Origin of the sequence: Pseudomonas sp. Y39-6, assembly GCF_023651955.1 — a bacterium.
Classification (GTDB): Bacteria; Pseudomonadota; Gammaproteobacteria; order Pseudomonadales; family Pseudomonadaceae; genus Aquipseudomonas; species Aquipseudomonas veronii.
The window spans coordinates 518822-543097 of the sequence record NZ_CP069594.1; the positions used below are offsets into that span (position 1 = coordinate 518822).

15 protein-coding genes are annotated in these 24276 nt (G+C 61.8%); 7 read left to right on the plus strand and 8 right to left on the minus strand.

Annotated features, from left to right (window positions below; all coding sequences use genetic code 11):
* Nucleotides 1–128: 128 nt before the first annotated feature.
* Complete coding sequence (locus tag JN756_RS02245; protein ID WP_017849821.1) at nt 129–359, plus strand: hypothetical protein; 231 nt, start codon at nt 129–131, stop codon at nt 357–359.
* Nucleotides 356–649: a cell division protein ZapA gene (locus tag JN756_RS02250; RefSeq protein WP_017849820.1), complete on the plus strand. Its 294-nt coding sequence runs from the start codon at nt 356–358 to the stop codon at nt 647–649. Before JN756_RS02245 ends, JN756_RS02250 begins: the two co-directional genes overlap by 4 nt.
* On the opposite strand, the gene JN756_RS02255 is transcribed toward JN756_RS02250, so the two are convergent.
* Nucleotides 646–2448 carry an acyl-CoA dehydrogenase gene (locus tag JN756_RS02255; protein WP_057003648.1) on the minus strand — a complete coding sequence of 601 codons (1803 nt, stop codon included), beginning with the start codon at nt 2446–2448 and terminating at the stop codon, nt 646–648. The genes JN756_RS02250 and JN756_RS02255 overlap by 4 nt on opposite strands.
* A 167-nt stretch (nt 2449–2615) precedes the next feature.
* Nucleotides 2616–6569 carry a trifunctional transcriptional regulator/proline dehydrogenase/L-glutamate gamma-semialdehyde dehydrogenase gene (putA, locus tag JN756_RS02260; protein WP_017849817.1) on the minus strand — a complete coding sequence of 1318 codons (3954 nt, stop codon included), beginning with the start codon at nt 6567–6569 and terminating at the stop codon, nt 2616–2618.
* 81 nt (nt 6570–6650) lie between these two features.
* Here putA and JN756_RS02265 point away from each other — a divergent pair, with 81 nt between their 5' ends.
* Complete coding sequence (locus JN756_RS02265) at nt 6651–6908, plus strand: hypothetical protein (RefSeq protein WP_126588441.1); 258 nt, start codon at nt 6651–6653, stop codon at nt 6906–6908.
* 123 nt (nt 6909–7031) lie between these two features.
* On the plus strand, nt 7032–8516 hold the full coding sequence (gene putP, locus JN756_RS02270; RefSeq protein WP_046384943.1) for a sodium/proline symporter PutP: 1485 nt from the start codon (nt 7032–7034) through the stop codon (nt 8514–8516).
* 81 nt (nt 8517–8597) lie between these two features.
* On the opposite strand, the gene JN756_RS02275 is transcribed toward putP, so the two are convergent.
* Nucleotides 8598–8972, minus strand: coding sequence for a hypothetical protein (locus tag JN756_RS02275; protein WP_201021748.1), 375 nt, complete (start codon nt 8970–8972; stop codon nt 8598–8600).
* A 229-nt stretch (nt 8973–9201) separates the two neighbouring features.
* On the minus strand, nt 9202–10479 hold the full coding sequence (locus JN756_RS02280; RefSeq protein WP_057003651.1) for an O-acetylhomoserine aminocarboxypropyltransferase/cysteine synthase family protein: 1278 nt from the start codon (nt 10477–10479) through the stop codon (nt 9202–9204).
* 251 nt (nt 10480–10730) lie between these two features.
* Here JN756_RS02280 and JN756_RS02285 point away from each other — a divergent pair, with 251 nt between their 5' ends.
* Nucleotides 10731–11567: a 23S rRNA (adenine(2030)-N(6))-methyltransferase RlmJ gene (locus tag JN756_RS02285; protein ID WP_017849812.1), complete on the plus strand. Its 837-nt coding sequence runs from the start codon at nt 10731–10733 to the stop codon at nt 11565–11567.
* A 129-nt stretch (nt 11568–11696) separates the two neighbouring features.
* On the opposite strand, the gene msrA is transcribed toward JN756_RS02285, so the two are convergent.
* The 4 genes from msrA to aceE form a co-directional block, all read right to left on the minus strand.
* Nucleotides 11697–12344 (minus strand): peptide-methionine (S)-S-oxide reductase MsrA, encoded by a 648-nt coding sequence (gene msrA / locus JN756_RS02290; protein ID WP_017849811.1) that lies wholly within the window; start codon nt 12342–12344, stop codon nt 11697–11699.
* Between the two features lie 73 nt (nt 12345–12417).
* The gene (locus JN756_RS02295) at nt 12418–15111 is read right to left on the minus strand and encodes a putative bifunctional diguanylate cyclase/phosphodiesterase (protein ID WP_046384941.1); all 2694 of its coding nucleotides are present in this window, start codon (nt 15109–15111) and stop codon (nt 12418–12420) included.
* 304 nt (nt 15112–15415) lie between these two features.
* On the minus strand, nt 15416–17056 hold the full coding sequence (aceF, locus tag JN756_RS02300; RefSeq protein ID WP_079442702.1) for a dihydrolipoyllysine-residue acetyltransferase: 1641 nt from the start codon (nt 17054–17056) through the stop codon (nt 15416–15418).
* 11 nt (nt 17057–17067) lie between these two features.
* Nucleotides 17068–19713 (minus strand): pyruvate dehydrogenase (acetyl-transferring), homodimeric type, encoded by a 2646-nt coding sequence (gene aceE / locus JN756_RS02305; RefSeq protein WP_046384939.1) that lies wholly within the window; start codon nt 19711–19713, stop codon nt 17068–17070.
* 383 nt (nt 19714–20096) lie between these two features.
* Between aceE and glnE the strand changes: the two genes are divergently transcribed.
* Entirely contained in the window at nt 20097–23036 is a 2940-nt protein-coding gene (glnE, locus tag JN756_RS02310; protein ID WP_201021749.1) for a bifunctional [glutamate--ammonia ligase]-adenylyl-L-tyrosine phosphorylase/[glutamate--ammonia-ligase] adenylyltransferase, read from the plus strand.
* A gap of 204 nt (nt 23037–23240) precedes the next feature.
* The gene (gene waaF, locus JN756_RS02315) at nt 23241–24275 is read left to right on the plus strand and encodes a lipopolysaccharide heptosyltransferase II (RefSeq protein WP_201021750.1); all 1035 of its coding nucleotides are present in this window, start codon (nt 23241–23243) and stop codon (nt 24273–24275) included.
* The last annotated feature ends 1 nt before the right edge of the window (nt 24276 follow it).

The window sequence follows — 24276 nt, forward strand, 5'->3', positions numbered from 1 at the left end:
TGCAGTCACTAAGGCTCGAAAGTGCGGCCCGGCCCTTAACAATCGGGCTGCGCGCCGGGGATAACCCTGGCATCCGAGGTGAATTTTCTTTATCGTCACCGCCCTTTTAAAAAGCCCAGGAAATCAAAATGTTAGAAGCATCCCTCAGCCAGCTGGAACAACTGGTCAGCGACCTGGTACAGCAGAATCAAGACCTGTTGGGCACCAATGAATCCCTCAAGGCGCAATTGGCCCGCGCCAAGGATGAGAACGACAGCCTGCAATTGAACCTGATGGAACAGGAAGAAAAGAACGGCGCCACCGCTGCGCGTATCCAGGCGTTGGTTGAGCGTGTGAGCGCAGGGCCTGTCAGCGCATGAACGAAGGGATAAAGGTCGTTTCGATTCTCGGAGAGGATTACTCGATCAAGGCTCCGGCCGGGGAAGATCAAACCCTGATGCACGCCGTGACCCTGCTCAAGGCCTCCCTGGCCACCACCAAGAAAAAGTACCCGACCCTGATCGGTGACAAGCTATTGGTACTGGCCGCGCTGAACCTGTGCGCCGAGCAGATCGAAATGCAACAGCGTCACCAGCAGGAACTCGACCGTTACCAAGAGCAAGTCAGCGCCACGGTCGAGGTGATTTCCAAGGCTATCGGACAGCCTTAGAACCACTCATCCTGCATGCCGAGGCACGTATCGTCGCGGGCCTCCAGTATTGCCAGTTCATGATGGCAGCCCGGTACTTCCCAGGTCAGGAAGTAGCGGGCCGCCTGGAGCTTGCCTTTATAGAACGCGGTGTCCGCCGCATTGCCCTTGGCCAGGCCTTCTTCGGCGCGAATCGCCTGCTCCAGCCAGCGCCAGCCAATCACCGTGTGCCCGAATACCTTCAGGTACAGCGCCGAATTCGCCAGGCTGCTGTTGACCTTGCCTTGGGCGAGATCCGTCAGCAGGCCGATCGTCACGCTTTGCAGGCGCGCCACCAACTGTTCCAGCGGTTCTCTCATGGCCTTCAGCGATGGATATTGCTGCGCCCGCGCGCCTGTTTCGGCGATCAACCGAATCAGTTGCTTCAGGCCCGCGCCGCCGTTCTGCGCGAGCTTGCGCCCCAGCAGGTCGAGGGACTGGATACCGTGGGTGCCTTCATGGATCGGGTTGAGGCGGTTGTCGCGGTAATACTGTTCCACCGGGTATTCGCGGGTGTAGCCGTGGCCGCCGAGGATCTGGATCGCCAGCTCGTTGGCCTTGAGGCAGAACTCCGAGGGCCAGGATTTGACGATTGGCGTCAGCAGGTCGAGCAGTTCGTGAGCGTGCTTGCGTTCGACGTCGGTTGCCAGGGTGGTGGTGTCGTCGAACAGGCGCGCGGCAAACAGGCCGAGGTCGAAGGCGCCTTCGACGTAGGCTTTCTGGGTCAGCAACATGCGCTTGATATCGGCGTGCTGGATGATCGACACCGGCGCGGTACTCGGGTCTTTGCTGTCCGGCAGGCGGCCTTGCGGGCGTTCGCGGGCGTATTCCAGGGAATACAGGTAGCCGGCGTAACCGAGCATCACCGCGCCCATGCCGACGCCGATGCGCGCTTCGTTCATCATCTGGAACATGCAGCTCAGGCCCTGGTGCGGTTTGCCCACCAGATAGCCGACACAGTGCCCGTTATCGCCGAAATTCAGCGCCGTGGACGTGGTGCCACGCCAACCCATCTTGTGAAACAGCCCGGCCAGCAACACATCGTTGCGCGCACCCAGGCTGCCATCGTCGTTGACCAGGAATTTGGGCACGATAAACAGCGAAATGCCCTTCACCCCGGCCGGCGCGTCCGGCAGTTTGGCCAGCACCATATGCACGATGTTTTCCGACAGCGGGTGGTCGCCGCCGGAGATAAAGATCTTGTTGCCCTTGAGCCGATAGCTGCCGTCCGCCGCAGGCTCTGCGCGGGTACGAATGTCCGACAGCGACGAGCCGGCATGCGGCTCGGTCAGGGCCATGGTGCCGAAGAAGCGCCCCTCGATCATCGGCTGCAGGAAGCGTTGCTTCTGCTCCTCGGTGCCGAAACTTTCGATCAGGTTGGCGGCGCCCATGGTCAGGAACGGGTAGGACGTTGACGCCGCGTTGGCCGCCTGGAAGTGCGCGAAGCAGGCCTGGGACAGCAATGTCGGCAACTGCATGCCGCCGGCTTCGAAACTGCGTGCGGCATTGAGGAAGCCGGCTTCCAGGAAGGCGTCCACGGCCGGTTTGACTTCCGGGATCAGGATGGCCTTGCCGTCCTCGTAGCGCGGTTCGTTTTCGTCGTTTTTGCGGTTATGCGGTGCGAAGTACTTTTCGGCGATGGTGCGGGCGGTACTGATGGCCGCGTCGAAGGTTTCGCGATTATGTTCGGCAAACCGCTCGCGCTGGGTCAGGCCCTCGGCATCGAGGACTTCGTACAGCTCGAAAGCCAGATTGCGGGAACTGAGGAGCGTCTCGGACATGGCGGCTTACCTGTGTGGGAAGGAGCCTGAGTCTAAGTGCGCGAATAAAGGCTGGATAGCAAGATTGATCTGGGTGATGGAGGGGCAGAACGCGGACGAGGAGTTGAAATACAGCCAAAATGTGGGAGGGGGCAAGCCCCTCCCACATGTTTACCGCGTTTCGGCAGTTAGCCGATGGTCATCAGGCTGGCGTTACCGCCCGCCGCTGCGGTGTTGACGCTCAGCGCACGCTCGATCACCAGACGCTCCAGGGCAATTGCCGTCTCGCCTTGGGACAAACCATGTACCCCGACAATCGCCCCGCCACGCTGGGCCACTTGCTGGCAAACCGCGCGCAGTTGATCGGAATCGCCGTGGTGCAGGACTGCGTCAAACAGCACATCGTCCTTGGTCCAGTCGGCCACGCGCTTGATCTTCGCCTGAATCTCTTTCGGCAGGCGTGGGAACAAGGCTTTGGTCAGCTCGGTTTCCGGCCATACCGCCGAACCGCCGACGGCCAATACCGCCGCCAGTTGGGTCAGCAGGTCACCTTCTACTTCTGCCAGGCACAGTACGTGCTCGCGGGGCAGGATGGCGTAGCTGTTGCGCTCGCCGGTCGGGCCGGCCAACAGGCGGGTGATACCGCTTTGCGATTGCGTGGCGAACCGGCTGCACAGGGCGCTCAGGTCGCTGAGCGTGTGGCTGTCGGCCCAGGCTTTCAAGGCGGTCAGCGGTTGGCTCATGGCGTCGCGCAGGCGCACGTCCGGTGCGGACAATGCATCGCCGCGAACGAAGGACTGCTCGATCGCATCGGTAGGACGCGTCGACAGCAGGCGGTACAGGTACAGCGGACCACCGGCTTTCGGGCCGGTGCCCGACAAACCTTCGCCGCCAAACGGCTGCACGCCGACCACCGCCCCGACAATGTTGCGGTTGACGTAGACGTTGCCGGCATGAACGTTGTCGATCACCTTGGCGATGGTCTCGTCGATGCGCGTGTGTACGCCCAGGGTCAGGCCGTAGCCGGAAGCGTTGATCTGGCCGATCAACTGGTCGATCTCCTTGCGCTTGTAGCGCACCACGTGCAGCACCGGGCCGAAGATCTCCCGTTGCAGCTCGTCGAAGCTTTCCAGCTCGATCAGGGTGGGCATCACGAAGGTGCCGCGCTTGATCTCTTCGCCGTCGGCGATCGCCACTTGGTACACCGCGCGGCCTTTGTCGCGCATGGCCTGGATGTGTTTCTCGATGCCGGCCTTGGCTTCGGCGTCGATCACCGGGCCGATATCCACCGACAGGCGCTCCGGGTTGCCCAAACGGCATTCAGCCATGGCGCCCTTGAGCATTTCGATGACGCGGTCTGCAGAATCTTCCTGCAGGCACAGTACACGCAGGGCCGAGCAACGCTGGCCGGCGCTGTCGAAGGCCGACGACACCACGTCGATGACCACTTGTTCGGTCAGGGCCGAGGAGTCGACGATCATCGCGTTCTGGCCACCGGTTTCGGCGATCAGCGGGATCGGTCGGCCCTGGGCATCCAGGCGTCCGGCGACATTGCGTTGCAGCAGGCGCGCGACTTCGGTGGAGCCGGTGAACATCACGCCTTTGACGCGATCATCGCCGACCAGGCGCGCACCAACGGTTTCGCCCTGGCCCGGCAGCAGTTGCAGCACGCCTTCCGGAATACCGGCTTCGAGCAGGATACGTACCGCTTGTGCGGCCACCAGCGGGGTTTGCTCGGCAGGCTTGGCCAATACCGGGTTGCCGGCGGCCAGTGCGGCGGCGACTTGCCCACTGAAAATCGCCAGCGGGAAGTTCCACGGGCTGATGCAGACCACCGGGCCCAATGGGCGGTGGGCGTCGTTGGTGAAATCGTGACGCGCCTGCACCGCGTAGTAACGCAGGAAGTCCACAGCTTCGCGCACTTCGGCGATGGCGTTGGCGAAAGTCTTGCCGGCTTCACGGGCCAGCAGGCCCATCAGCGGCTGGATCTCGCCTTCCATCAGGTCGGCGGCGCGTTCAAGGATCGCGGCGCGCTCGGCGGGCGGGGTCGCCTGCCAGATCGGGCCGGCGTTGATGGCGCACTGGATCGCGTTGTCGACGTCATCGACGGTCGCTTCCTGTACGTGGCCGACCACATCACGCAGGTCGGACGGGTTCAGCACCGGCGTCGCAGCTTCATTACTGGCGGCGCAACCCAACATCGGCGCGGCTTTCCAGTGATTGTGCGCGGTGGCCAGCAGGGCGCAGGACAACGACGCCAAACGGTGTTCGTTGGCCAGGTCGATACCGGCCGAGTTGGCGCGGTCGCTGCCGTACAGATCGCGTGGCAATGGAATACGCGGGTGCGGCAGGCCGAAGCCGCCTTCCAGCGTCGCCATTTGCTCGATGCTGGCTACTGGATCGGCCACCAGCTCCTGGATCGAGATGGACTGGTCGGCGATACGGTTGACGAACGAGGTGTTGGCGCCGTTTTCCAACAGGCGACGTACCAGGTAGGCCAGCAGGGTTTCGTGGGTGCCGACCGGGGCGTACACGCGGCACGGACGGTTCAGCTTGCCCTCGGCCACTTTGCCGACGACCTGTTCGTAGAGCGGTTCGCCCATGCCGTGCAGGCACTGGAACTCGTACTGGCCGGGGTAATAGTTCTGACCGGCGATATGGTAGATAGCCGACAGGGTGTGGGCGTTATGCGTGGCGAACTGCGGGTAGATGACTTCCGGCACCGACAGCAGTTTGCGTGCGCAGGCGATGTAGGACACGTCGGTGTATACCTTGCGGGTATAGACCGGGTAGCCTTCCAGGCCTTCGACTTGGGCGCGCTTGATTTCGCTGTCCCAGTACGCGCCTTTTACCAGGCGGATCATCAGGCGGTGGCGGCTGCGGCGCGCCAGGTCGATGACGTAGTCGATCACATACGGGCAGCGCTTCTGGTAGGCCTGGATCACGAAACCGATGCCGTTCCAGCCGCTCAGTTGCGGCTCGAAGCACAGGCGTTCGAGCAGATCCAGGGACAGTTCCAGGCGGTCGGCTTCTTCGGCATCGATGTTCAGGCCGATGTCGTATTGCTTGGCCAGCAGGGTCAGGGACAGCAAGCGCGGGTACAGCTCGTCCATCACCCGTTCGTACTGGGCACGGCTGTAACGTGGGTGCAGGGCCGACAGCTTGATGGAAATGCCCGGGCCTTCATAAATCCCACGGCCGTTCGAGGCTTTGCCGATGGAATGAATGGCTTGTTCGTAAGAGGCGAGGTACTTCTGTGCATCGTGTTCGGTGAGTGCGGCTTCACCGAGCATGTCGTAGGAATAGCGGAAACCCTTGGCTTCGAACTTGCTCGCATTGGCCAGGGCTTCGGCGATGGTTTCGCCGGTGACGAACTGCTCGCCCATCAGGCGCATGGCCATGTCGACGCCCTTGCGGATCATCGGCTCGCCGCTCTTGCCGATGATGCGGCTCAGGGATGAGGTCAGGCCTGCTTCGTTGTGGGTGGCGACCAGTTTGCCGGTCAGCAGCAGGCCCCAGGTGGCCGCGTTGACGAACAGCGACGGGCTGTTGCCCAGGTGCGGTTGCCAGTTACCGGTGCTGATCTTGTCGCGGATCAGTGCGTCGCGGGTGCCTTTGTCGGGGATGCGCAGCAGCGCTTCGGCCAGGCACATCAGTGCCACGCCTTCCTGGGACGACAGGGAGAATTCCTGCAGCAAACCCTGGACGATGCCGGCACGGCCGCCGGCGCTCTTCTGATTGCGCAGTTTTTCTGCAATCGACGCGGCCAGCTTATTCGTGGCTTCGGCCATCTGGGCCGGCAGGCGAGCCTGTTCGATCAGCATCGGCACCACTTCCGGCTCCGGGCGGCGGTAAGCGGCGGTGATCGAGGCGCGCAGTACGGATTGCGGCAGGATGCTCTCGGCGAACTCGAGGAAGCACTGATGGGCGTGGTCGGCCTGGACCTCGCCGGCGTCATCGGCCTCCTTGCTGCTCAAGCCATTGAGCTCGGTCAGGGTTGCACCACCCTCGAGTTTCTCCAGGTAATTGAAAATCGCCTGCTTGATCAGCCAGTGCGGCGTGCGATCAATGGAGGTCGCGGCCGCCTTCAGGCGCTCGCGGGTCGGGTCGTCGAGTTTGACCCCAAGGGTGGTTGTAGCCATTTTCTTATCCTCATGGGTGCCACTACCGAGTGGCATCAGCTGGCGGCAAGATTAGCTTCGGTCTGGAAGAGGTGCAACCGGGTGCAACCCTTTTTATGCATGAATTTTTCGCCGTTCCATCGGGAAAAAACCGACACTCGACCGAATCCGCTGCACTTTGGTGCATTTGCTTCTGAGATCGGCTGTTCTTGCTCCGAAAAGGAGCAAAAACGCGGTGTTTTCTGTAAAACACATCGAGGTGCAACTTATTCGCGAGAAACTGGTTGCACCTTATTTGCTTTGTTGAATAGCATTCGCGGCCAAGGTGCAACCACCCGTATGGTGTGGTTCATCGGCTGACGGCTTTCCTGGGGAAACGTCAGTCATAAATGCGCGCGATGCAGCTACGTTTACTCACTGGATCAGTGGGTGGCCGTCTGACAGACCGCCGCTACATAAAAACAAAGCCAGGGCGTCACTTCTATGAGCGTTAGTAATCCAACCCTGATCACGTTCGTGATCTACATCGCAGCAATGGTGCTGATCGGCTTCATGGCCTATCGCTCCACCAACAACCTTTCCGATTACATCCTGGGCGGTCGCAGCCTCGGTAGCGTGGTGACTGCCTTGTCAGCCGGTGCTTCCGACATGAGCGGCTGGTTGTTGATGGGCCTGCCGGGCGCGATCTACATGTCCGGCCTGTCGGAAAGCTGGATCGCCATCGGCCTGATCGTCGGTGCGTACCTCAACTGGCTGTTCGTGGCCGGTCGCCTGCGCGTGCAGACCGAGCACAACGGCGACGCCCTGACGCTGCCGGATTACTTTTCCAGCCGTTTCGAAGATAAAAGCGGCCTGCTGCGGATCATCTCCGCAGTAGTGATCCTGGTGTTCTTCACCATCTATTGCGCTTCCGGCATCGTGGCCGGTGCCCGTCTGTTCGAAAGCACCTTCGGCATGTCCTACGAGACTGCGCTGTGGGCCGGCGCGGCGGCGACGATTGCCTACACCTTCGTCGGTGGTTTCCTGGCCGTGAGCTGGACCGACACCGTACAAGCCACCCTGATGATCTTCGCGCTGATCCTGACGCCGATCATCGTGCTGCTGGCCACCGGCGGTATCGATACCACGTTCCTGGCGATCGAAGCGAAGAACCCCGACAACTTCAACATGCTGAAAAACACCAGCTTCATCGGCATCATCTCGCTGATGGGCTGGGGCCTGGGTTACTTCGGCCAGCCGCACATCCTCGCGCGTTTCATGGCGGCGGATTCGGTGAAGTCGATCGCCAAGGCGCGTCGCATCTCCATGACCTGGATGATCCTGTGCCTGGGCGGCACCGTGGCCGTGGGCTTCTTCGGCATCGCCTACTTCTCGGCGCACCCGGAAGTGGCCGGCCCCGTGACCGAGAACCACGAGCGCGTGTTTATCGAGCTGGCCAAGCTGCTGTTCAACCCATGGATTGCTGGCGTTCTGCTGTCGGCGATTCTGGCGGCGGTCATGAGCACTTTGAGCTGCCAATTGCTGGTGTGCTCCAGCGCCCTGACCGAGGACTTCTACAAGACCTTCCTGCGCAAGAACGCTTCCCAGGTTGAGCTGGTGTGGGTCGGCCGCGCCATGGTGCTGCTGGTGGCCGTGATCGCCATCGGCCTGGCCGCCAACCCGAATAACCGCGTATTGGGCCTGGTGAGCTACGCCTGGGCCGGCTTCGGCGCCGCGTTCGGCCCTGTGGTGCTGATCTCGGTGATCTGGAAGCAGATGACCCGTAACGGCGCACTGGCTGGCATTCTGGTCGGCGCGATCACCGTGATCGTGTGGAAGCATTTCGAATTGCTGGGCCTGTACGAAATCATCCCAGGCTTCATCTTCGCCAGCCTGGCGATCTACATCGTCAGCAAGCTGGGCGCGCCGACTGCGGGTATGGTTGAGCGCTTTGATGCTGCGGAGAAAGACTACAACCTCAACAAATAAAACCTCGGGCGTTATGCGCCTGATGTGTTGAAGAAAACGGCTCGCTATCTTTTGGATAGCGGGCCGTTTTTTCTCAACTGGTCAGTCAAAGTAAATGACGGTCAGACCTATCAATCCGGCTGCGCCAATAAGCGCCGTGCCATGAAGCATGAGCTTTGTGCTGCGCGGAAAGGCTTGTACCTGCGGGAGGTCAATGACTCCCCGTCTTGCATTTAGCCTGGGTAGTGCGACGGCCACATACACTGCGCAAAGCCTCATCATCCTTTCGCGCGGTGAGTTTCCCCAGTAGCTGCTGTGGAAGGCGACTAGGCGGCACTTGTCCAAGAGCGCTTCCATGGGTTCAAGTTTTCGGTAACACAAGAAGAGCCCGCTGATGGTGGTGGTGATGACTGCGGATGCAGAGCTGATGGCAATCAAGGAAGTGGCAGGGAGATTCAAGAAGTCATCAATACTCATACAAAAGCTCTCCTACCTTCTCGCCGCCTTTCCCACCTAGTGTCGTGGTTTTGGCGGGGGATTTTTCGGTGGTTTTTTGCTTTTGGGAAAAGGGCTACTGAGTTGCGCCAGGTTTCCGACAGAGGCGTGAATGTTCACTGCCTTTGCGCCGACGACCTTGCGGCACAAGGTCGCCTGCTTCACGCGCCATGCAGATGTTAGCCATGGCGCGCGGGTCGCTTATCTGGCCTCAGGCGTGTGTTGCAGCCAGCGCCTGTTGCAGATCCTCGATCAAGTCTTCAATCGCCTCGATCCCCACCGACAGGCGAATCATCTCCGGCTTCACGCCGGCCTTGGCCTGTTCCTGCTCGTTCATCTGGCGATGGGTGGTGGACGCCGGGTGGCAGGCCAGGGATTTGGCGTCGCCGATGTTCACCAGGCGTTTGAAGATTTGCAGGGCGTCGTAGAAGCGTACACCGGCTTCGTAACCGCCCTTCAGACCAAACGACAGGATCGCCGACGGTTTGCCCTGCATGTATTTCTGCGCGAGTGCGTGGTGCGGATGATCGGGCAGCCCGGCGTAGCTGACCCACTCGACTTCGGCGTGATCTTGCAGGAACCGCGCGACCTTCAAGGCATTCTCGGTGTGGCGTTCCATGCGCAGGGCCAGGGTTTCCAGGCCTTGCAGCAGCAGGAAGGCGTTCATCGGCGCCAGCGCTGCGCCGGTGTTGCGCAGCGGTACGGTGCGGGCGCGGGCGATGAAGGCGGCGGGGCCGAATTTTTCGGTGTAGACCACGCCGTGGTAAGCCGGTTCGGGCTGGTTGAGGCCGGGGAATTTTTCCGCGTATTTCGCCCACGGGAACGTGCCGCTGTCGACAATCACGCCGCCCAGGGAGTTGCCATGGCCGCCAACGTATTTGGTCACCGAATGCACCACGATATCGGCACCGAACTGGATCGGTTTGCACAGGATCGGCGTGGCCACGGTGTTGTCCACCATCAGCGGTACGCCACGGGCGTGGGCCACGTCGGCGAGGGCTTGCAGGTCGATGATGTTGCCCGCCGGGTTGCCGATGCTCTCGCAGTAGACCAGTTTGGTGTTGTCATCGATCAGTTCGGCGATGGCGGCGGCGGAATCGTCGCGGGCGAAGCGCACATCGACGCCAAAGCTCGGCAGCAGGTGGGCGAACAGGGTGTAGGTGCCGCCATAGAGCTGCGGCGTGGTGACGATGTTGTCACCGGCGCGGGTCAGGGTCTGGATCGCATAGTGGATCGCTGCGCTGCCGGCGGACACGGCCAGCGCGGCGATACCGCCTTCGAGCGCGGCCATGCGTTGCTCCAGCACATCGTTGGTCGGGTTCATGATCCGCGTGTAGATATTGCCGGGTACGTCCAGGTTGAACAGGTCGGCGCCGTGCTGGGCGTTATCGAATTCGAAGGCGACGTTCTGGTAGATCGGCACCGCGACGGCCTTGGTGGTCGGGTCGGACTTGAAGCCGTGGTGCAGGGCGATGGTGGCGTCTTTCATGGTTATTGTTGACCTCCTTGGTTTTTAAGGGCGCCCCCGGGCAGGGTGGGAGCTGGCTTGGCTGCGATGGCATCATCGCGGAGTGCAGGTAATACCGCGTCGCTTGTGTCGCGGGCAAGCCCGCACATGCTGTAAGGATTAGATTGTTTTCACAAGGACGCCTGTCTTTGCGGCATAAGGACCGCCCGGCATGCGGCCCTGCACCTTTGCCCGTGTAGCAGGTAAACTTCGCCCCCTGCGCAGGAGCAACCATGAATTATCGTCACGCCTTTCACGCCGGCAACCACGCCGATGTCTTCAAACACCTGACCTTGACCCGCCTCATCGCCTTGATGTCGCGCAAGGAGCAGCCGTTCGCCTACCTCGATACCCATGCCGGGATCGGTCTGTACGACCTGCAGGGCGATCAGGCCAACCGTACCGGTGAATACCTGGAAGGCATCGCCCGTCTGTGGGGCAAGAGCGATCTGCCGCCATTGACCGCCGACTACATGCGCGTGCTGCACGAGATGAACCCGGATGGCCAGTTGCGCTACTACCCCGGTTCGCCGGAACTGGCACGCCGCCTGACCCGCCCCCAGGACCGCGTGCTGCTCAATGAAAAGCACCCGGAAGACGGCGTGCTGCTCAAGGACAACATGAAGGGCGATCGGCGCGTCAAGGTTCACCTGGGCGAAGGCTGGCATGTGCCACGCGCGTTGCTGCCGGTGCCGGAAAAGCGTGCGCTGATGCTGATCGACCCGCCGTTTGAACAGCTCGACGAAATGCAGCGCTGCGCGGCGTCGCTCAAAGAGGCGGTCGGCCGCATGCGCCAGACGGTCGCAGCGATCTGGTACCCGGTGAAGGACCAGCGCATGCTGCGCCGTTTCTACCAGGACCTGGCCGGCACCGGTGCGCCGAAGTTGTTGCGCGTCGAATTGCTGGTGCATCCGTTGGACACGCCCAACACCCTGACCGGCTCGGGCCTGGCGATTGCCAACCCGCCGTGGGGCTTGGAAGAGGAGTTGCGTGAGCTGCTGCCGTGGCTGTCCAAGCAACTGGGCCAGACCCAGGGCGGGTGGCAGATGGATTGGCTGATTGCTGAGTAACCGAGTCTGGCGCAGGCCCATGTGGGAGGGGGCTTGCCCCCGATAACGGTGTGTCAGTCCATACATCTGTACCTGATACATTGCTATCGGGGGCAAGTCGAACCGTCGCACCGCCCCTCCCACATTTTTTTAGATCGGGCAGGTCACGCCTGTACCGCCAATCCCGCAATACCCCTGCGGATTCTTCGCCAGGTACTGCTGGTGATACGCCTCGGCGAAGTACACCGTCGGGGCCTCGTCGATTTCCGTGGTGATGGGGCCCAGGCCAGCCTTGGTCAGCTCTTGCTGATACGCCTGCGCACTGGCCTGCGCCGCCGCCAATTGCTCCGGCGTGGTGGCGTAGATCACTGAACGGTACTGGCTGCCGATGTCGTTGCCCTGGCGCATGCCCTGGGTCGGGTTGTGCAGTTCCCAGAACATCTTCAGCAAGTCTTCGTATTTCACCTTGGCCTGGTCATACACCACCAGCACCACTTCGCTATGGCCGGTCAGGCCCGAGCAGACTTCTTCGTAAGTCGGGTTCGGCGTGTAGCCGCCGGCATAACCGACCACGGTACTGACTACGCCATCGCGCTGCCAGAATTTGCGTTCTGCGCCCCAGAAGCAGCCCAGGCCGAAGATCGCGAAGCCGACGTCGTCGAGGAACGGGCCGAGCAGCGGGTTGCCGTTGACGAAGTGCGTCTCCGGCAGCGTCATCGGGGTTTCGCGGCCAGGCAAAGCTTGTTCTGCAGTAGGAAGCACGTTTTTGTTCACCAGAATTTCCGAGCGCAAGACCATGATCAGTCCTCTCGTCAGGTTGAGTTAACAGTAAAGAATCAGACAGCCAGTGTGCCCGAGTGTTACAGCGCTGTCAGGCGATTGGCCCGCGAGGGTAGCGTTTAAGCTTCTCGAGCAGCTCTGAACCGGGGATGGGCCGGTCGAACAGATAGCCCTGGCCGACGTCGCAACGGTGCCGACGCAGGAACGCCAACTGCTCGGCGGTCTCGATGCCTTCGGCCACGACCTTGAGCTTGAGGTTGTGGGCCATGGCGATCACGGCGGAGGTGATTTCCATGTCGTCCTGGTTGTCCGGGATTTCGTGGATAAAGCTGCGATCGATCTTGATGATGTCGATCGGGAATTTTTTCAAGTAGCTCAGCGACGAGTAACCGGTGCCGAAGTCGTCCATGGCCAGGGTCAGGCCCAGGCTTTTCAACTGGTCCAGTTGCAGACGGGTGTCCTCGGTGGCCTCCAGCAGCAGGCCTTCGGTCAACTCAAGTTCGAGCAGGTTGGCCGGCAGTTCTTCTTCCTTGAGGATCGAGGCAATCGAGGCCACCAGGTCCGGGTCGGAGAACTGTTTGGGCGACAGGTTGATCGCCACCTGCAGGTTGCCCAGGCCGGCGGCGCTCAGTTGCTTGCTCATGCGGCAGGCCTGGCGGGCGATCCATTTGCCGATGGGGATGATCAGGCCGGTTTCTTCGGCCACGCTGATGAACTGGTCGGGGCGGATCATGCCCTTTTCCGGGTGGTTCCAACGCAGCAGCGCCTCCATGCCCAGCAAGCGGCCACTGCGCAGGCACAGCTTGGGCTGGTAGAACACGTCCAGCTCGTTCTGGGTCAGGGCGCGGCGCAGGTTGTTTTCCACGAACAGTTTGTAGCTGGCCTCGGCGTTCAGCGCTTCGGTAAACACTTGTACCTGGTGTTTGCCGTTGGCTTTGGCCTTGTGCAGGGCCAAGCCGGCGTTGCGCATCAGGGTTTGCGGGTCGCGGCCATGCAGCGGCGCGCAGGCCAGGCCCACGGAGCCGGTGACGCTGATCAATTGGTTGTCGACGAACATCGGCTTGTCGAGGGTCGCCAGCAGTTGGCTGGCAACGAGCTGGCCGCTCTCCAGGTCGGTGTCGTCGAGCAATACCGCAAATTCGTTACTGGCAAAGCGCGCCAGGCTGCCACCGGCGCTGAGGCTGTTGCGCAGGCGCCGGGCCAGGCTGATCAGCAGCTTGTCGCCGGTCTGGTGGCCGAGGCTGTCGTTGATCCGCTTGAAGTTGTCGATGTCCACCAGCAACAGACAGATCGGGCTGTCGCTGTCGCGGGCAAAGCGTTCGTCGAGGTTGCGGATAAACGCCGGACGGTTGCCCAGGTTGGTCAGGTTGTCGGTATAGGCCAGGCGCTCGATGCGCTGCTGGGCCAGCTTGGTCTGGGTGATGTCTTCGTAGATGCCGATATAGTGGGTCAGCTCGCGATTGTCGCCATAGACCTTGGAGATCGACAGCTGGCCCCAATAGGGTTCCAGGTTCTTGCGTCGGCTCTTGAACTCGCCCTGCCAGCTGTTGCTCTTGGCCAGGCTCGACGGCGCGTCGAACAGCAATTCGCTGAGGTTTTCCAGCGCGGGCAATTGCGCCAGGCGATGGCCGTGGACCTCTTCGGTACTGTACTGGGTGATCGCGGTAAAACTGGGGTTGACGTACTCCACCACGCCATCGCAATTGACCAGCAGGAAGGCGTTGGCGCTTTGTTCCACCGCGCGCTGAAACAGGTGCAGGGCGCTGGTGGCGGTACGACGGTTGTGATTGTTGATCACTTGCGCGAACTGATCCGCCAGCTCGCCGGCAAAGGCGATCTCGTCGGACTGCCAGACGCGTGTGCAGCCGCTTTGTTCCAGGCACAGCACACCCACGACCTGGCCATCGACACGGATGCTCGCGTCGAGCATTGCATACACGTCGTTGGCCTGCAGCGATTCGGCCATTTCGCGGGTGCGTGGGTCGCGCATGACATTGGTAGCATCGATCGCCCGGCTGGTTTGCAGGGCTTCGAGATAGTCCGGAAAGCCACTGGCGTCAATTGGCTCAGGCAAGTGGTGGCGCTGATCGGCGCGCTGGTACGCCGAAATCGGTACCAGGCGCTGGCCTTCGAGGTTCCAGATGCTGGCGCAATCGATCTGATAGATATCGCAGGCGCTGCGGGTAATCAGCTCGGCGGCTTCCTGCAGCGAATTATTCGTGGTGTAGCGCTGGCGTGCGAGCAGCAGGATCAGCTCTTGCTGGGCGCGTACCCGTTCCAGGTGCAGCAACTGTTCCTGTTGCGCGCGCTGGTTGAGTTCCAGGGCGATCTGCAGCCGGCTGTTCTGGCTTTCCAGGTCTGCTGTCGGCGCTGTCGACGGGATCTCGCTGAACAGGCCGTCGACCACCATCAGGTAGCCCCGCAGCAGGTGGCGATTGTGTTGTTTGTAGGCTTCGCCCAGTTCCAGCAGGCTTAGAGGGCCGTCGTTGGTGTGCAGGGTGTAGCGCACCAGGTAATGAGGGCTCTCGGCCAGTTGCTGCTGGATGGCATCGTGCAGTTGATAGCGCGCCTGTGGCTCCATCAGGCTGGCGTAGGGCGAGCCGATCAGCGCGCACAGTTCAACCGCCGGCAGGCCGAATTGGCGCTCGCAATTGGGGTCTAGGTAGAGCAGGGCCCAGCTTGCCTCATTCAGCCGCTCGAAACGCAGCATACCGAGGCGCGAAGGCACCGGTAATTGCGTCACTACCTCGGCCGCCGTCCGGGCGACATCGGGTTGGCTTTTCATGGGGAAGCTCACTTGAAAAAACGCACTCGGCGCCGGGCTCACGCCCTCTTTACTGTTGCCTGCAGCAAGGTTGCATCATGCAGCCCAGGCTGACAAGAGAGGATGAAGGCTAAGTGCTATAAGGGTTGTATCGGCTACGCGGTCGATTTCTGCAATCGGGGTGATAGGTGGTGTACAACCCTGTTTTTACTGTCCAAGAAACGCGCAAAAAAAGCCCCGCCAAGTGGCGGGGTTGAGGTACGAGCGTGGCGCTCGGAAATCGATGCAATCGGGCCTCCCTCGTGCAAGGGAGGCCCGTCGCGGCTTACAGCAAGATGGTGCGGATATCGTTCAGCAGTTGGCTCAGGCGCTGGGTGAAGCGTGCCGCCGCGGCGCCGTTGATCACGCGGTGATCGTAGGACAGCGACAGTGGCAGCATCAGCTTCGGCTGGAAGGCTTTACCGTCCCATACCGGCTGGATGGTCGCCTTGGAAACGCCCAGGATCGCCACTTCCGGCGCATTGACGATTGGCGTGAAGCCAGTGCCGCCAATGTGGCCGAGGCTGGAGATGGTGAAGCATGCGCCCTGCATGTCGTCCGCGGTGAGCTTCTTGTCGCGGGCCTTGGCAGCCAGCGCAGCGGCTTCGGCAGCCAGTTGCAGCAGGCTCTTCTGGTCGACGTTCTTGATGACCGGTACCAGCAGGCCATCCGGGGTGTCGACGGCAAAGCCGATGTGAACGTACTTCTTGCGAATGATCGCCTTGCCGCTTGGCGCCAGCGAACTGTTGAAGTCCGGCAGCTCCTTGAGCAGGTGCGCGCAGGCCTTGAGCAACAGTGGCAGCACGGTCAGTTTCACGCCGGCCTTCTCGGCCACGGCTTTCTGCGCAACGCGGAAAGCTTCCAGGTCGGTGATGTCGGCCTGGTCGAACTGGGTCACGTGCGGGATGTTCAGCCAGCTGCGGTGCAGGCTCGACGCGCCGATTTGCATCAGGCGGGTCATCTGCACTTCTTCGGTTTCGCCGAAGCGGCTGAAGTCCACGACCGGGATCGGCGGAATGCCCGCACCACCGGTAGCATTGCCGGCAGCCGGGGCTTCCTTGGCTTTCTGCATCATGGATTTGACGTAAACCTGTACGTCTTCCTTGAGCACGCGACCGTGCGGGCCGGTGGCCGTGACGGCGTTCAGCTCGACGCCGAACTCGCGGGCCAGTTGGCGCACGGCAGGGCCGGCGTGAACCTTGGCACCGCTTCGTGCCGGTGCCGCCGCCGGGGCCGGTGCGGCCTCGGCGTTTGCGGCAGGCGCTGGAGCCGCGGCGACCGGTGCGGCTTCAGCCTTGGCAGCCGGCGCAGCGGCCGGTGCCGGGGCAGCAGCCGACGCAGCGCCTTGGACTTTCAGCTTGAGGATGAAGTCGCCAGTGCCGACTTCGTCTTCCAGCTTGACCGCGATGCTTTCCACCACGCCGGCAGCCGGCGAAGGGATTTCCATGGAGGCCTTGTCGGACTCCAGGGTGATCAGCGACTGGTCGGCTTCGACGGTGTCGCCGACCTTGACCAGCAGTTCGATGATCTTGGCCTTGCCCGACGAGCCGATGTCCGGGACATGAATGTCCTGGATGGTGGCTGCGGCCGGTGCGGCAGCCGGGGCCGCAGGGGCCTCGGCAGCAGCAGGTTTTTCAGCCGGCGCTGGCGCCGGTGCAGCTGCGGCAGCTGGAGCAGGGGCCGCAGCGGCGGCGCCCTCGATTTCCAGCTCCAGCAGTTCGTCGCCTTCTTTCAGGCGATCGCCCAGCTTCACTTTCAGGCTCTTGACCACGCCGGCCTTGGGAGCAGGGATTTCCATGCTCGCCTTGTCCGATTCCAGGGTCAGGATGCTCTGGTCGGCTTCGACGGTGTCGCCGACCTTCACAAACAGCTCGATTACTTCACCTTCACCGCTGCCGATGTCAGGTACGCGAATGAGTTCGCTCACAAAAAGTCTCCTCAGCAGTCCAGTGGGTTGCGTTTTTCCGGGTTGATCCCGAACTTGACGATGGCGTCAGCCACCACCTTGGGTTCGATCTCACCGCGGTCAGCCAAGGCTTCCAGGGCTGCCAACACCACGAAGTGACGGTCGACTTCGAAGAAGTGACGCAGCTTCTTGCGGCTGTCACTGCGGCCGAAACCGTCGGTGCCCAGGACTTTGAATTCCTTGGACGGGACCCACTGGCGAATTTGTTCCGCAAACAGCTTCATGTAGTCGGTGGATGCGATCACCGGACCTTTACGGCCAGTCAGGCATTCTTCGACGTAGCTCAGCTCAGGCTTCTGACCTGGGTGCAGGCGGTTGTTGCGTTCTACGGCCAGGCCGTCGCGACGCAGTTCGTTGAAGCTGGTCACGCTCCACACGTCGGCGCCTACGTTGAATTCGTCACGCAGGATCTTCGCCGCTTCACGCACTTCGCGCAGGATGGTGCCGGAGCCCATCAGTTGCACGTGATGCGCTGCTTCCTTGGTGTCTTCTTCGAGCAGGTACATGCCCTTGATGATGCCTTCCTCGACACCGGCCGGCATGGCAGGTTGCTGGTAGGACTCGTTCATCACGGTGATGTAGTAGAAAACGTCCTGCTGCTCCTGGGTCATCTTCTTCATGCCGTCCTGGATGATCACCGCCAGCTCATAGCCGTAGGTTGGATCAAAGGTGCGGCAGTTCGGAATGGTGGCCGCCAGGATGTGGCTGTGACCGTCTTCGTGTTGCAGGCCTTCGCCGTTCAGCGTGGTGCGGCCGGCGGTGCCGCCGATCAGGAAGCCACGGGTACGGCTGTCGCCTGCTGCCCAGGCCAGGTCGCCGATACGCTGGAAGCCGAACATCGAGTAGAAGATGTAGAACGGCAGCATCGGCTGGTTGTGGCAGGAGTACGACGTACCGGCCGCGATGAAGGAACTCATGGCGCCCGCTTCGTTGATGCCTTCTTCGAGGATCTGGCCCTTCTTGTCTTCCTTGTAGAACATCACCTGGTCTTTATCGACTGGCTCGTAGAGCTGGCCGACGGAGGAGTAGATGCCCAACTGACGGAACATGCCTTCCATACCGAAGGTACGGGCTTCGTCCGGGATGATCGGCACGATGCGCGAACCGACTTCCTTATCCTTGACCAGCTGCGCGAGGATCCGCACGAAGGCCATGGTGGTGGAGATTTCACGGTCGCCCGAGCCGTCGAGGATGGCCTTGAGGGTATCCAGCGCCGGTGTTGGGATGTTGACGCTCTTGGCACGGCGCTGTGGCACGAAACCGCCCAGTGCGGCACGACGCTCGCTCAGGTAGCGGGCTTCGGCGCTGTTCGGCTCTGGCTTGAAGAACGGCAGGTTTTCCAGCTCTTCGTCCTTGACCGGGATGTCGAAGCGGTCGCGGAACAGCTTCAGGCTGCCGACATCGACTTTCTTGGTGTTGTGCGCAGTGTTCTTCGCTTCGCCGGCACCGGTGCCATAACCCTTGATGGTCTTGGCCAGGATGACGGTCGGTTGTTCTTTGTGGTTGACCGCTTCGTGGTACGCCGCGTAGACCTTGTACGGGTCGTGGCCGCCACGGTTGAGTTTCCAGATCTCGTCGTCGGACAGGTCGGCAACCATCGCCTTGAGTTCAGGCGTGTTGAAGAAGTGTTCACGCACGAACGCGCCGTCTTTGGCCTTGTAGTTCTGGTACTCGCCGTCGATGACTTCGTCCATGCGACGTTGCAGGATACCGTCGACGTCCTTGGCCAGCAGTGGGTCCCAGAAACGGCCCCAGATGACTTTGGTCACGTTCCACTGAGCACCGCGGAACACGCCTTCGAGTTCCTGGATGATCTTGCCGTTGCCGCGAACCGGGCCGTCGAGGCGCTGCAGGTTGCAGTTGATGACGAAGATCAGGTTGTCCAGCTTCTCGCGGCCGGCCAGGGAGATGGCACCCAGGGATTCCGGCTCGTCGCACTCGCCGTCGCCCAGGAAGCACCAGACTTTCTGCTTGCCTTCGGGGATGAAACCACGGGCTTCCATGTACTTCATGAAGCGCGCCTGGTAGATCGCCTGGATCGGGCCCAGACCCATGGAAACGGTCGGGAACTGCCAGAAATCAGGCATCAGCCAAGGGTGCGGGTAGGACGACAGGCCCTGACCGTCGACTTCCTGGCGGAAGTTGTTCATCTGTTCTTCGCTGATGCGACCTTCCATGAACGCACGGGCGTAGACGCCTGGCGAGGTGTGGCCCTGGAAGTAGATCAGGTCGCCGCCGTGTTCGTCGGTCGGGGCCTGGAAGAAGTAGTTGAAGCCGATGTCATAGAGCGTTGCGCTGGAAGCGAAGCTGGAGATGTGACCGCCCAGGTCAGAATCTTTCAAGTTCGTACGCATTACCATCGCCATGGCGTTCCAACGTACCAGCGAGCGAATGCGGCGTTCCATGAACAGGTCGCCAGGCATGCGTGCTTCGTGGGTAACAGGGATGGTATTGCGATATGGCGTGGTGATGGCGTAGGGCAGTTGCGAGCCGCTGCGGGTCGCGAGTTCGCCCATACGGGTCATCAGATAGTGAGCACGGTCTTCGCCTTCTTTGTCGAGAACCGATTCCAGGGCGTCCAGCCATTCCTGGGTTTCGACGGGATCGAGGTCTTGCATGGCTTGCTCCAGGGCGGAAAGGCTACCAGAATCGGTTGCCTGAAGTTTGCGACTGGCCTTGTGGGCAGACGACATAAATTCTTGGATGGCCGGAGGTTGCTCCGGCGTCCTGTAGTTTTACTACAAATCGTCGGCCATTTCAGCCTTTCGAATGTATATACGAGTAGTAAAACTACACAAGACTGAGCGGATTGCTCGGTCCGTTAGGTGAGCATAATCGTTATTGTTGATCTTTTGCGAAGAAGAAAAGGTAGAAATTTAATGTTACCTGCCAAAATTTATGAATTTTCAGCTATTTCTAACTTTTGTTCGACAGTCATTCATCGCGCCTGCCTCCTGCGTTCACCGCAACAAGCCCTTTACGCGCCGTTCAAGGATAGACCATGAGCCTTCCAACGCTGGCCGAGCTGCCGGCCGTTCTCTTGCCGTTCGCCATTCGGGCCGAACAGTCATTCCGTGACGCAGTGGCCGCGCTGGACGACGATCATGGCCTTTCTGAATGGACGCCGCAACGCTGGGCCGATTTCGCGCGGGTGTGCGCGGCCAGTGATTTCGTGATTGAACAGAGTGTTCGTGACCCGTTGATGTTGCTCGAACTGGTCGCCTGGGGCGAGTTGGACCGTGGTTTTGCGCCGGGCGAGCTGTGCGGGCAGATCGCCGGTGCCGTGCAACAGGCTGAAACAGAAGATGAGTTGGGCCGCGTGCTGCGCCGCCAGCGTACCCGCCAGCAAGTCCGCATCATCTGGCGCGACCTGACCCGCCAGGCGGATCTGGTGCAAACCTGTCGCGACCTCTCCGACATGGCCGACGCCAGCATCGACCAGGCCTACCAGTGGCTGTACCGGCGCCATTGCGCGCAGTTCGGCACGCCGACCGGGCGCCGCAGCGGTGAGCCGCAGCAGATGGTGATCCTCGGCATGGGCAAGCTCGGCGCGGTGGAGCTGAACCTGTCATCCGACATCGACTTGATCTTCGCCTACCCCGAAGGCGGCGAGACGGTGGGGGTGAAGCGCGCCCTGGATAACCAGGAGTTCTTCATTCGCCTGGGGCAAAAACTGATCAAGGCCCTCGACCCGATGACCGTCGACGGTTTTGTCTTCCGTGTCGACATGCGCCTGCGGCCTTACGGTTCGGCGGGCGCACTGGTGCTCAGCTTCAATGCGTTGGAACAGTATTACCAGGACCAGGGCCGCGACTGGGAGCGCTACGCCATGATCAAAGCGCGCGTGGTAGCCGGCGATCAGGTGGCCGGTGCGCAACTGCTCGACATGCTGCGACCGTTCGTCTACCGCCGCTATTTGGACTTCTCCGCCATCGAAGCGCTGCGCACCATGAAGCAGTTGATCCAGCAGGAAGTGCGGCGCAAGGGCATGGCCGACAACATCAAGCTCGGTTCGGGCGGCATCCGCGAAGTGGAATTTATCGCCCAGGCGTTCCAGTTGATCCATGGCGGGCGCGACCTCAGCCTGCAGCAACGGCCGTTGCTCAAGGTGCTGGGCACCCTGGAAGGCCAGGGCTACCTGCCGCCGGCGGTGATCGCCGAGTTGCGCGATGGCTACGAATTCCTGCGTTACACCGAGCATGCGATCCAGGCGATTGCCGACCGCCAGACCCAGATGCTGCCGGACAGCCCCGAAGACCAGGCGCGCATTGCCTTTATGCTCGGCTTCGCCGATTGGGCCGCGTTCCATGAGCGCCTGATGTACTGGCGTGGGCGGGTGGATTGGCACTTCCGCCAGGTGATCGCCGATCCGGATGAAGAAGACGGCGAAGAAAGCGAATTGGTCGTCGGAGGGGAATGGTTGCCACTGTGGGAGGAGTCCCAGGACGAAGACGCGGCCTGCCGCCAACTGGCCGAAGGTGGCTTCACTGACGCGCCCAAAGCGCTCAAAGCCTTGGCCGGCCTGCGCGGCAGCCCGCAATTGCGCGCCATGCAGCGCCTCGGTCGCGAGCGCCTGGATGCGTTTATCCCGCGTCTGCTGGCGCAGGCCGTCGAGCACGCCAACCCGGACCTGGTGCTGGAGCGCGTCTTGCCGCTGGTGGAAGCCGTCGCCCGCCGGTCCGCCTACCTGGTGTTGCTCACGGAAAACCCTGACGCCCTGCGGCGCCTGTTGACCTTGTGCGCTGCCAGCCCGTGGATCGCCGAACAGATCACCCGCTTCCCGCTGCTGCTTGACGAATTGCTCAACGAAGGCCGCTTGTTCAAGCCGCCGTTGGCGCCGGAACTCGCCGCCGAACTGCGCGAACGCCTTACGCGTATCCCCGAAGACGACCTTGAGCAGCAGATGGAAGCGCTGCGGCACTTCAAGCTGGCTCACCGCTTGCGGGTGGCTGCCTCGGAAATCGCCGGCAGCCTGCCGCTGATGAAAGTCAGCGACTACCTGACCTGGCTCGCCGAAGCCATCCTCGAACAAGTGCTGGCCCTGGCCTGGCGCCAGACCGTCGCCCGCCACGGCGCGCCGCAGCGGTTGGATGGCAGCGTGTGCGATCCTGGATTCATCATTGTCGGTTATGGGAAAGTCGGCGGCATCGAATTGGGGCATGGTTCGGACCTGGACCTGGTGTTTATCCATGACGGCGACCCGCAGGCCGAAACCGATGGCGCCAAGCCGATCGACGGCGCGCAGTTTTTCACGCGCCTGGGCCAGCGGATCATTCACTTGCTGACCACGCAGACCAACTCGGGGCAATTGTATGAAGTGGACATGCGCCTGCGGCCGTCGGGCGCATCCGGTTTGCTGGTGAGTTCCCTCGGCGCCTTCGCGCGCTATCAGGAAAACGAAGCCTGGACCTGGGAACATCAGGCCCTGATCCGCGCGCGGGTGTTGGTGGGCAGCCAGGACGTGGGCCGCGCCTTCGAACAGGTGCGGGCCAAGGTGTTGGGCCGTGAACGCGACTTGACGAAGCTGCGCCAGGAGGTCAGCGAGATGCGCGCCAAGATGCGCGATAACCTCGGGACCCGGGCCACGGCGGCCGGTACCGGCGCGAATGCCTTCGAACCGACGGTGGCGTTCGACCTCAAGCAGGACGCCGGAGGTATCGTCGATATTGAATTTATGGTGCAATACGCCGCTTTGGCATGGTCTGCGCAACATCCGTCGTTGCTGCGCTACACCGACAATATCCGCATTCTGGAGGGCCTGGAGCAGGTCGGGCTGATGCCCGCCGCCGATGCCCATTTACTGCGCGAGGTATATAAGGCCTACCGTTCCGCGGCGCACCGCCAGGCTTTGCAGAACGAAGCCGGTACGGTGGCCGGGGATCAGTTCGCCGACGAACGGCGCCAGGTGATGCGAATCTGGCAGGCGCTGGGGTTAAGCTGACACTCGATTAAATGAGCGACGCCAATCTAATGTGGAAACCGGCTTCATGTGGGAGCAGGCTTGCTCGTGATGCAGGCGCTGCGGTCTGTCTAGCGGACCGCGGTGATGCTATCGCGAGCGAGCCCGCTGCCACACAAAGTGCGATCTACAGTAATCATCGAGGCGGGGAGGCGTAAGCCTCCCCGCATCGTTTGTGGAAACTACATGAATATTCTGATCGTTGGGCCCAGCTGGGTCGGTGACATGGTGATGGCGCAGACACTGTTCCAGTGCCTCAAACAACGTCATCCCGACTGCCAAATCGACGTGCTCGCCCCTGAGTGGAGCCGGCCGATCCTTGAGCGCATGCCGCAAGTGCGCCAGGCCTTGAGCTTCCCGCTCGGCCATGGCGCCCTCGAACTGGCGACCCGCCGTCGCATCGGCAAATCCCTGGCCGGGCAGTACGACCAGGCGATCTTGCTGCCCAACTCGATGAAATCGGCGCTGGTGCCGTTTTTCGCCGGTATTCCCAAGCGCACCGGCTGGCGTGGCGAGTTTCGCTACGGTCTGCTCACCGACGTGCGCAAGCTCGACAAGGCGCGCTACCCGCTGATGATCGAACGCTTCATGGCCCTGGCCTACGCGCCGGGTGCCGAGTTGCCGACGCCGTATCCGCGCCCGAGCCTGCAGATCGACCCGATCACCCGCGACGCGGCCCTGGCCAAGTTCAGCCTGGCCCTCGACCGTCCGGTGCTCGCGCTGTGCCCCGGTGCCGAGTTTGGCGAGTCCAAGCGCTGGCCGTCGGAGCATTACGCCAAAGTCGCGGAGACGAAGATCCGCGAAGGCTGGCAGGTGTGGCTGTTCGGCTCGAAGAACGATCATGCGGTGGGTGAAGACATCCGCCAGCGCCTGATCCCCGGCCTGCGCGAAGAAGCGGTGAACCTCAGTGGCGACACCTCGCTGGCCGAGGCCATCGACTTGCTGTCCTGCGCGGATGCGGTGGTGTCCAACGACTCCGGGCTGATGCACGTCGCGGCGGCGCTGAACCGCCCGCTGGTCGCGGTGTACGGCTCGACCTCCCCAGGGTTTACCCCGCCGTTGGCCGACAAGGTCGAAGTGGTACGCCTGGGCCTGGAATGCAGCCCGTGTTTTGACCGCACCTGCCGTTTCGGCCACTACAACTGCCTGCGCCAGTTGTTGCCGCAACCGGTCAACGAAGCCTTGCAGCGGTTGCAGGGCACTGTGGTCGAGGTTCACTGAG

What these genes read in the sequence shown, in the direction of transcription:
- JN756_RS02245 (WP_017849821.1), top strand. Translation starts at nt 129, where the DNA reads ATGTTAGAAGCATCCCTCAGCCAGCTGGAACAACTGGTCAGCGACCTG.
- JN756_RS02250 (WP_017849820.1), top strand. Translation starts at nt 356, where the DNA reads ATGAACGAAGGGATAAAGGTCGTTTCGATTCTCGGAGAGGATTACTCG.
- JN756_RS02255 (WP_057003648.1), bottom strand. Translation starts at nt 2,448, where the DNA reads ATGTCCGAGACGCTCCTCAGTTCCCGCAATCTGGCTTTCGAGCTGTAC.
- putA (WP_017849817.1), bottom strand. Translation starts at nt 6,569, where the DNA reads ATGGCTACAACCACCCTTGGGGTCAAACTCGACGACCCGACCCGCGAG.
- putP (WP_046384943.1), top strand. Translation starts at nt 7,032, where the DNA reads ATGAGCGTTAGTAATCCAACCCTGATCACGTTCGTGATCTACATCGCA.
- JN756_RS02275 (WP_201021748.1), bottom strand. Translation starts at nt 8,972, where the DNA reads ATGAGTATTGATGACTTCTTGAATCTCCCTGCCACTTCCTTGATTGCC.
- JN756_RS02280 (WP_057003651.1), bottom strand. Translation starts at nt 10,479, where the DNA reads ATGAAAGACGCCACCATCGCCCTGCACCACGGCTTCAAGTCCGACCCG.
- JN756_RS02285 (WP_017849812.1), top strand. Translation starts at nt 10,731, where the DNA reads ATGAATTATCGTCACGCCTTTCACGCCGGCAACCACGCCGATGTCTTC.
- msrA (WP_017849811.1), bottom strand. Translation starts at nt 12,344, where the DNA reads ATGGTCTTGCGCTCGGAAATTCTGGTGAACAAAAACGTGCTTCCTACT.
- JN756_RS02295 (WP_046384941.1), bottom strand. Translation starts at nt 15,111, where the DNA reads ATGAAAAGCCAACCCGATGTCGCCCGGACGGCGGCCGAGGTAGTGACG.
- aceE (WP_046384939.1), bottom strand. Translation starts at nt 19,713, where the DNA reads ATGCAAGACCTCGATCCCGTCGAAACCCAGGAATGGCTGGACGCCCTG.
- glnE (WP_201021749.1), top strand. Translation starts at nt 20,097, where the DNA reads ATGAGCCTTCCAACGCTGGCCGAGCTGCCGGCCGTTCTCTTGCCGTTC.
- waaF (WP_201021750.1), top strand. Translation starts at nt 23,241, where the DNA reads ATGAATATTCTGATCGTTGGGCCCAGCTGGGTCGGTGACATGGTGATG.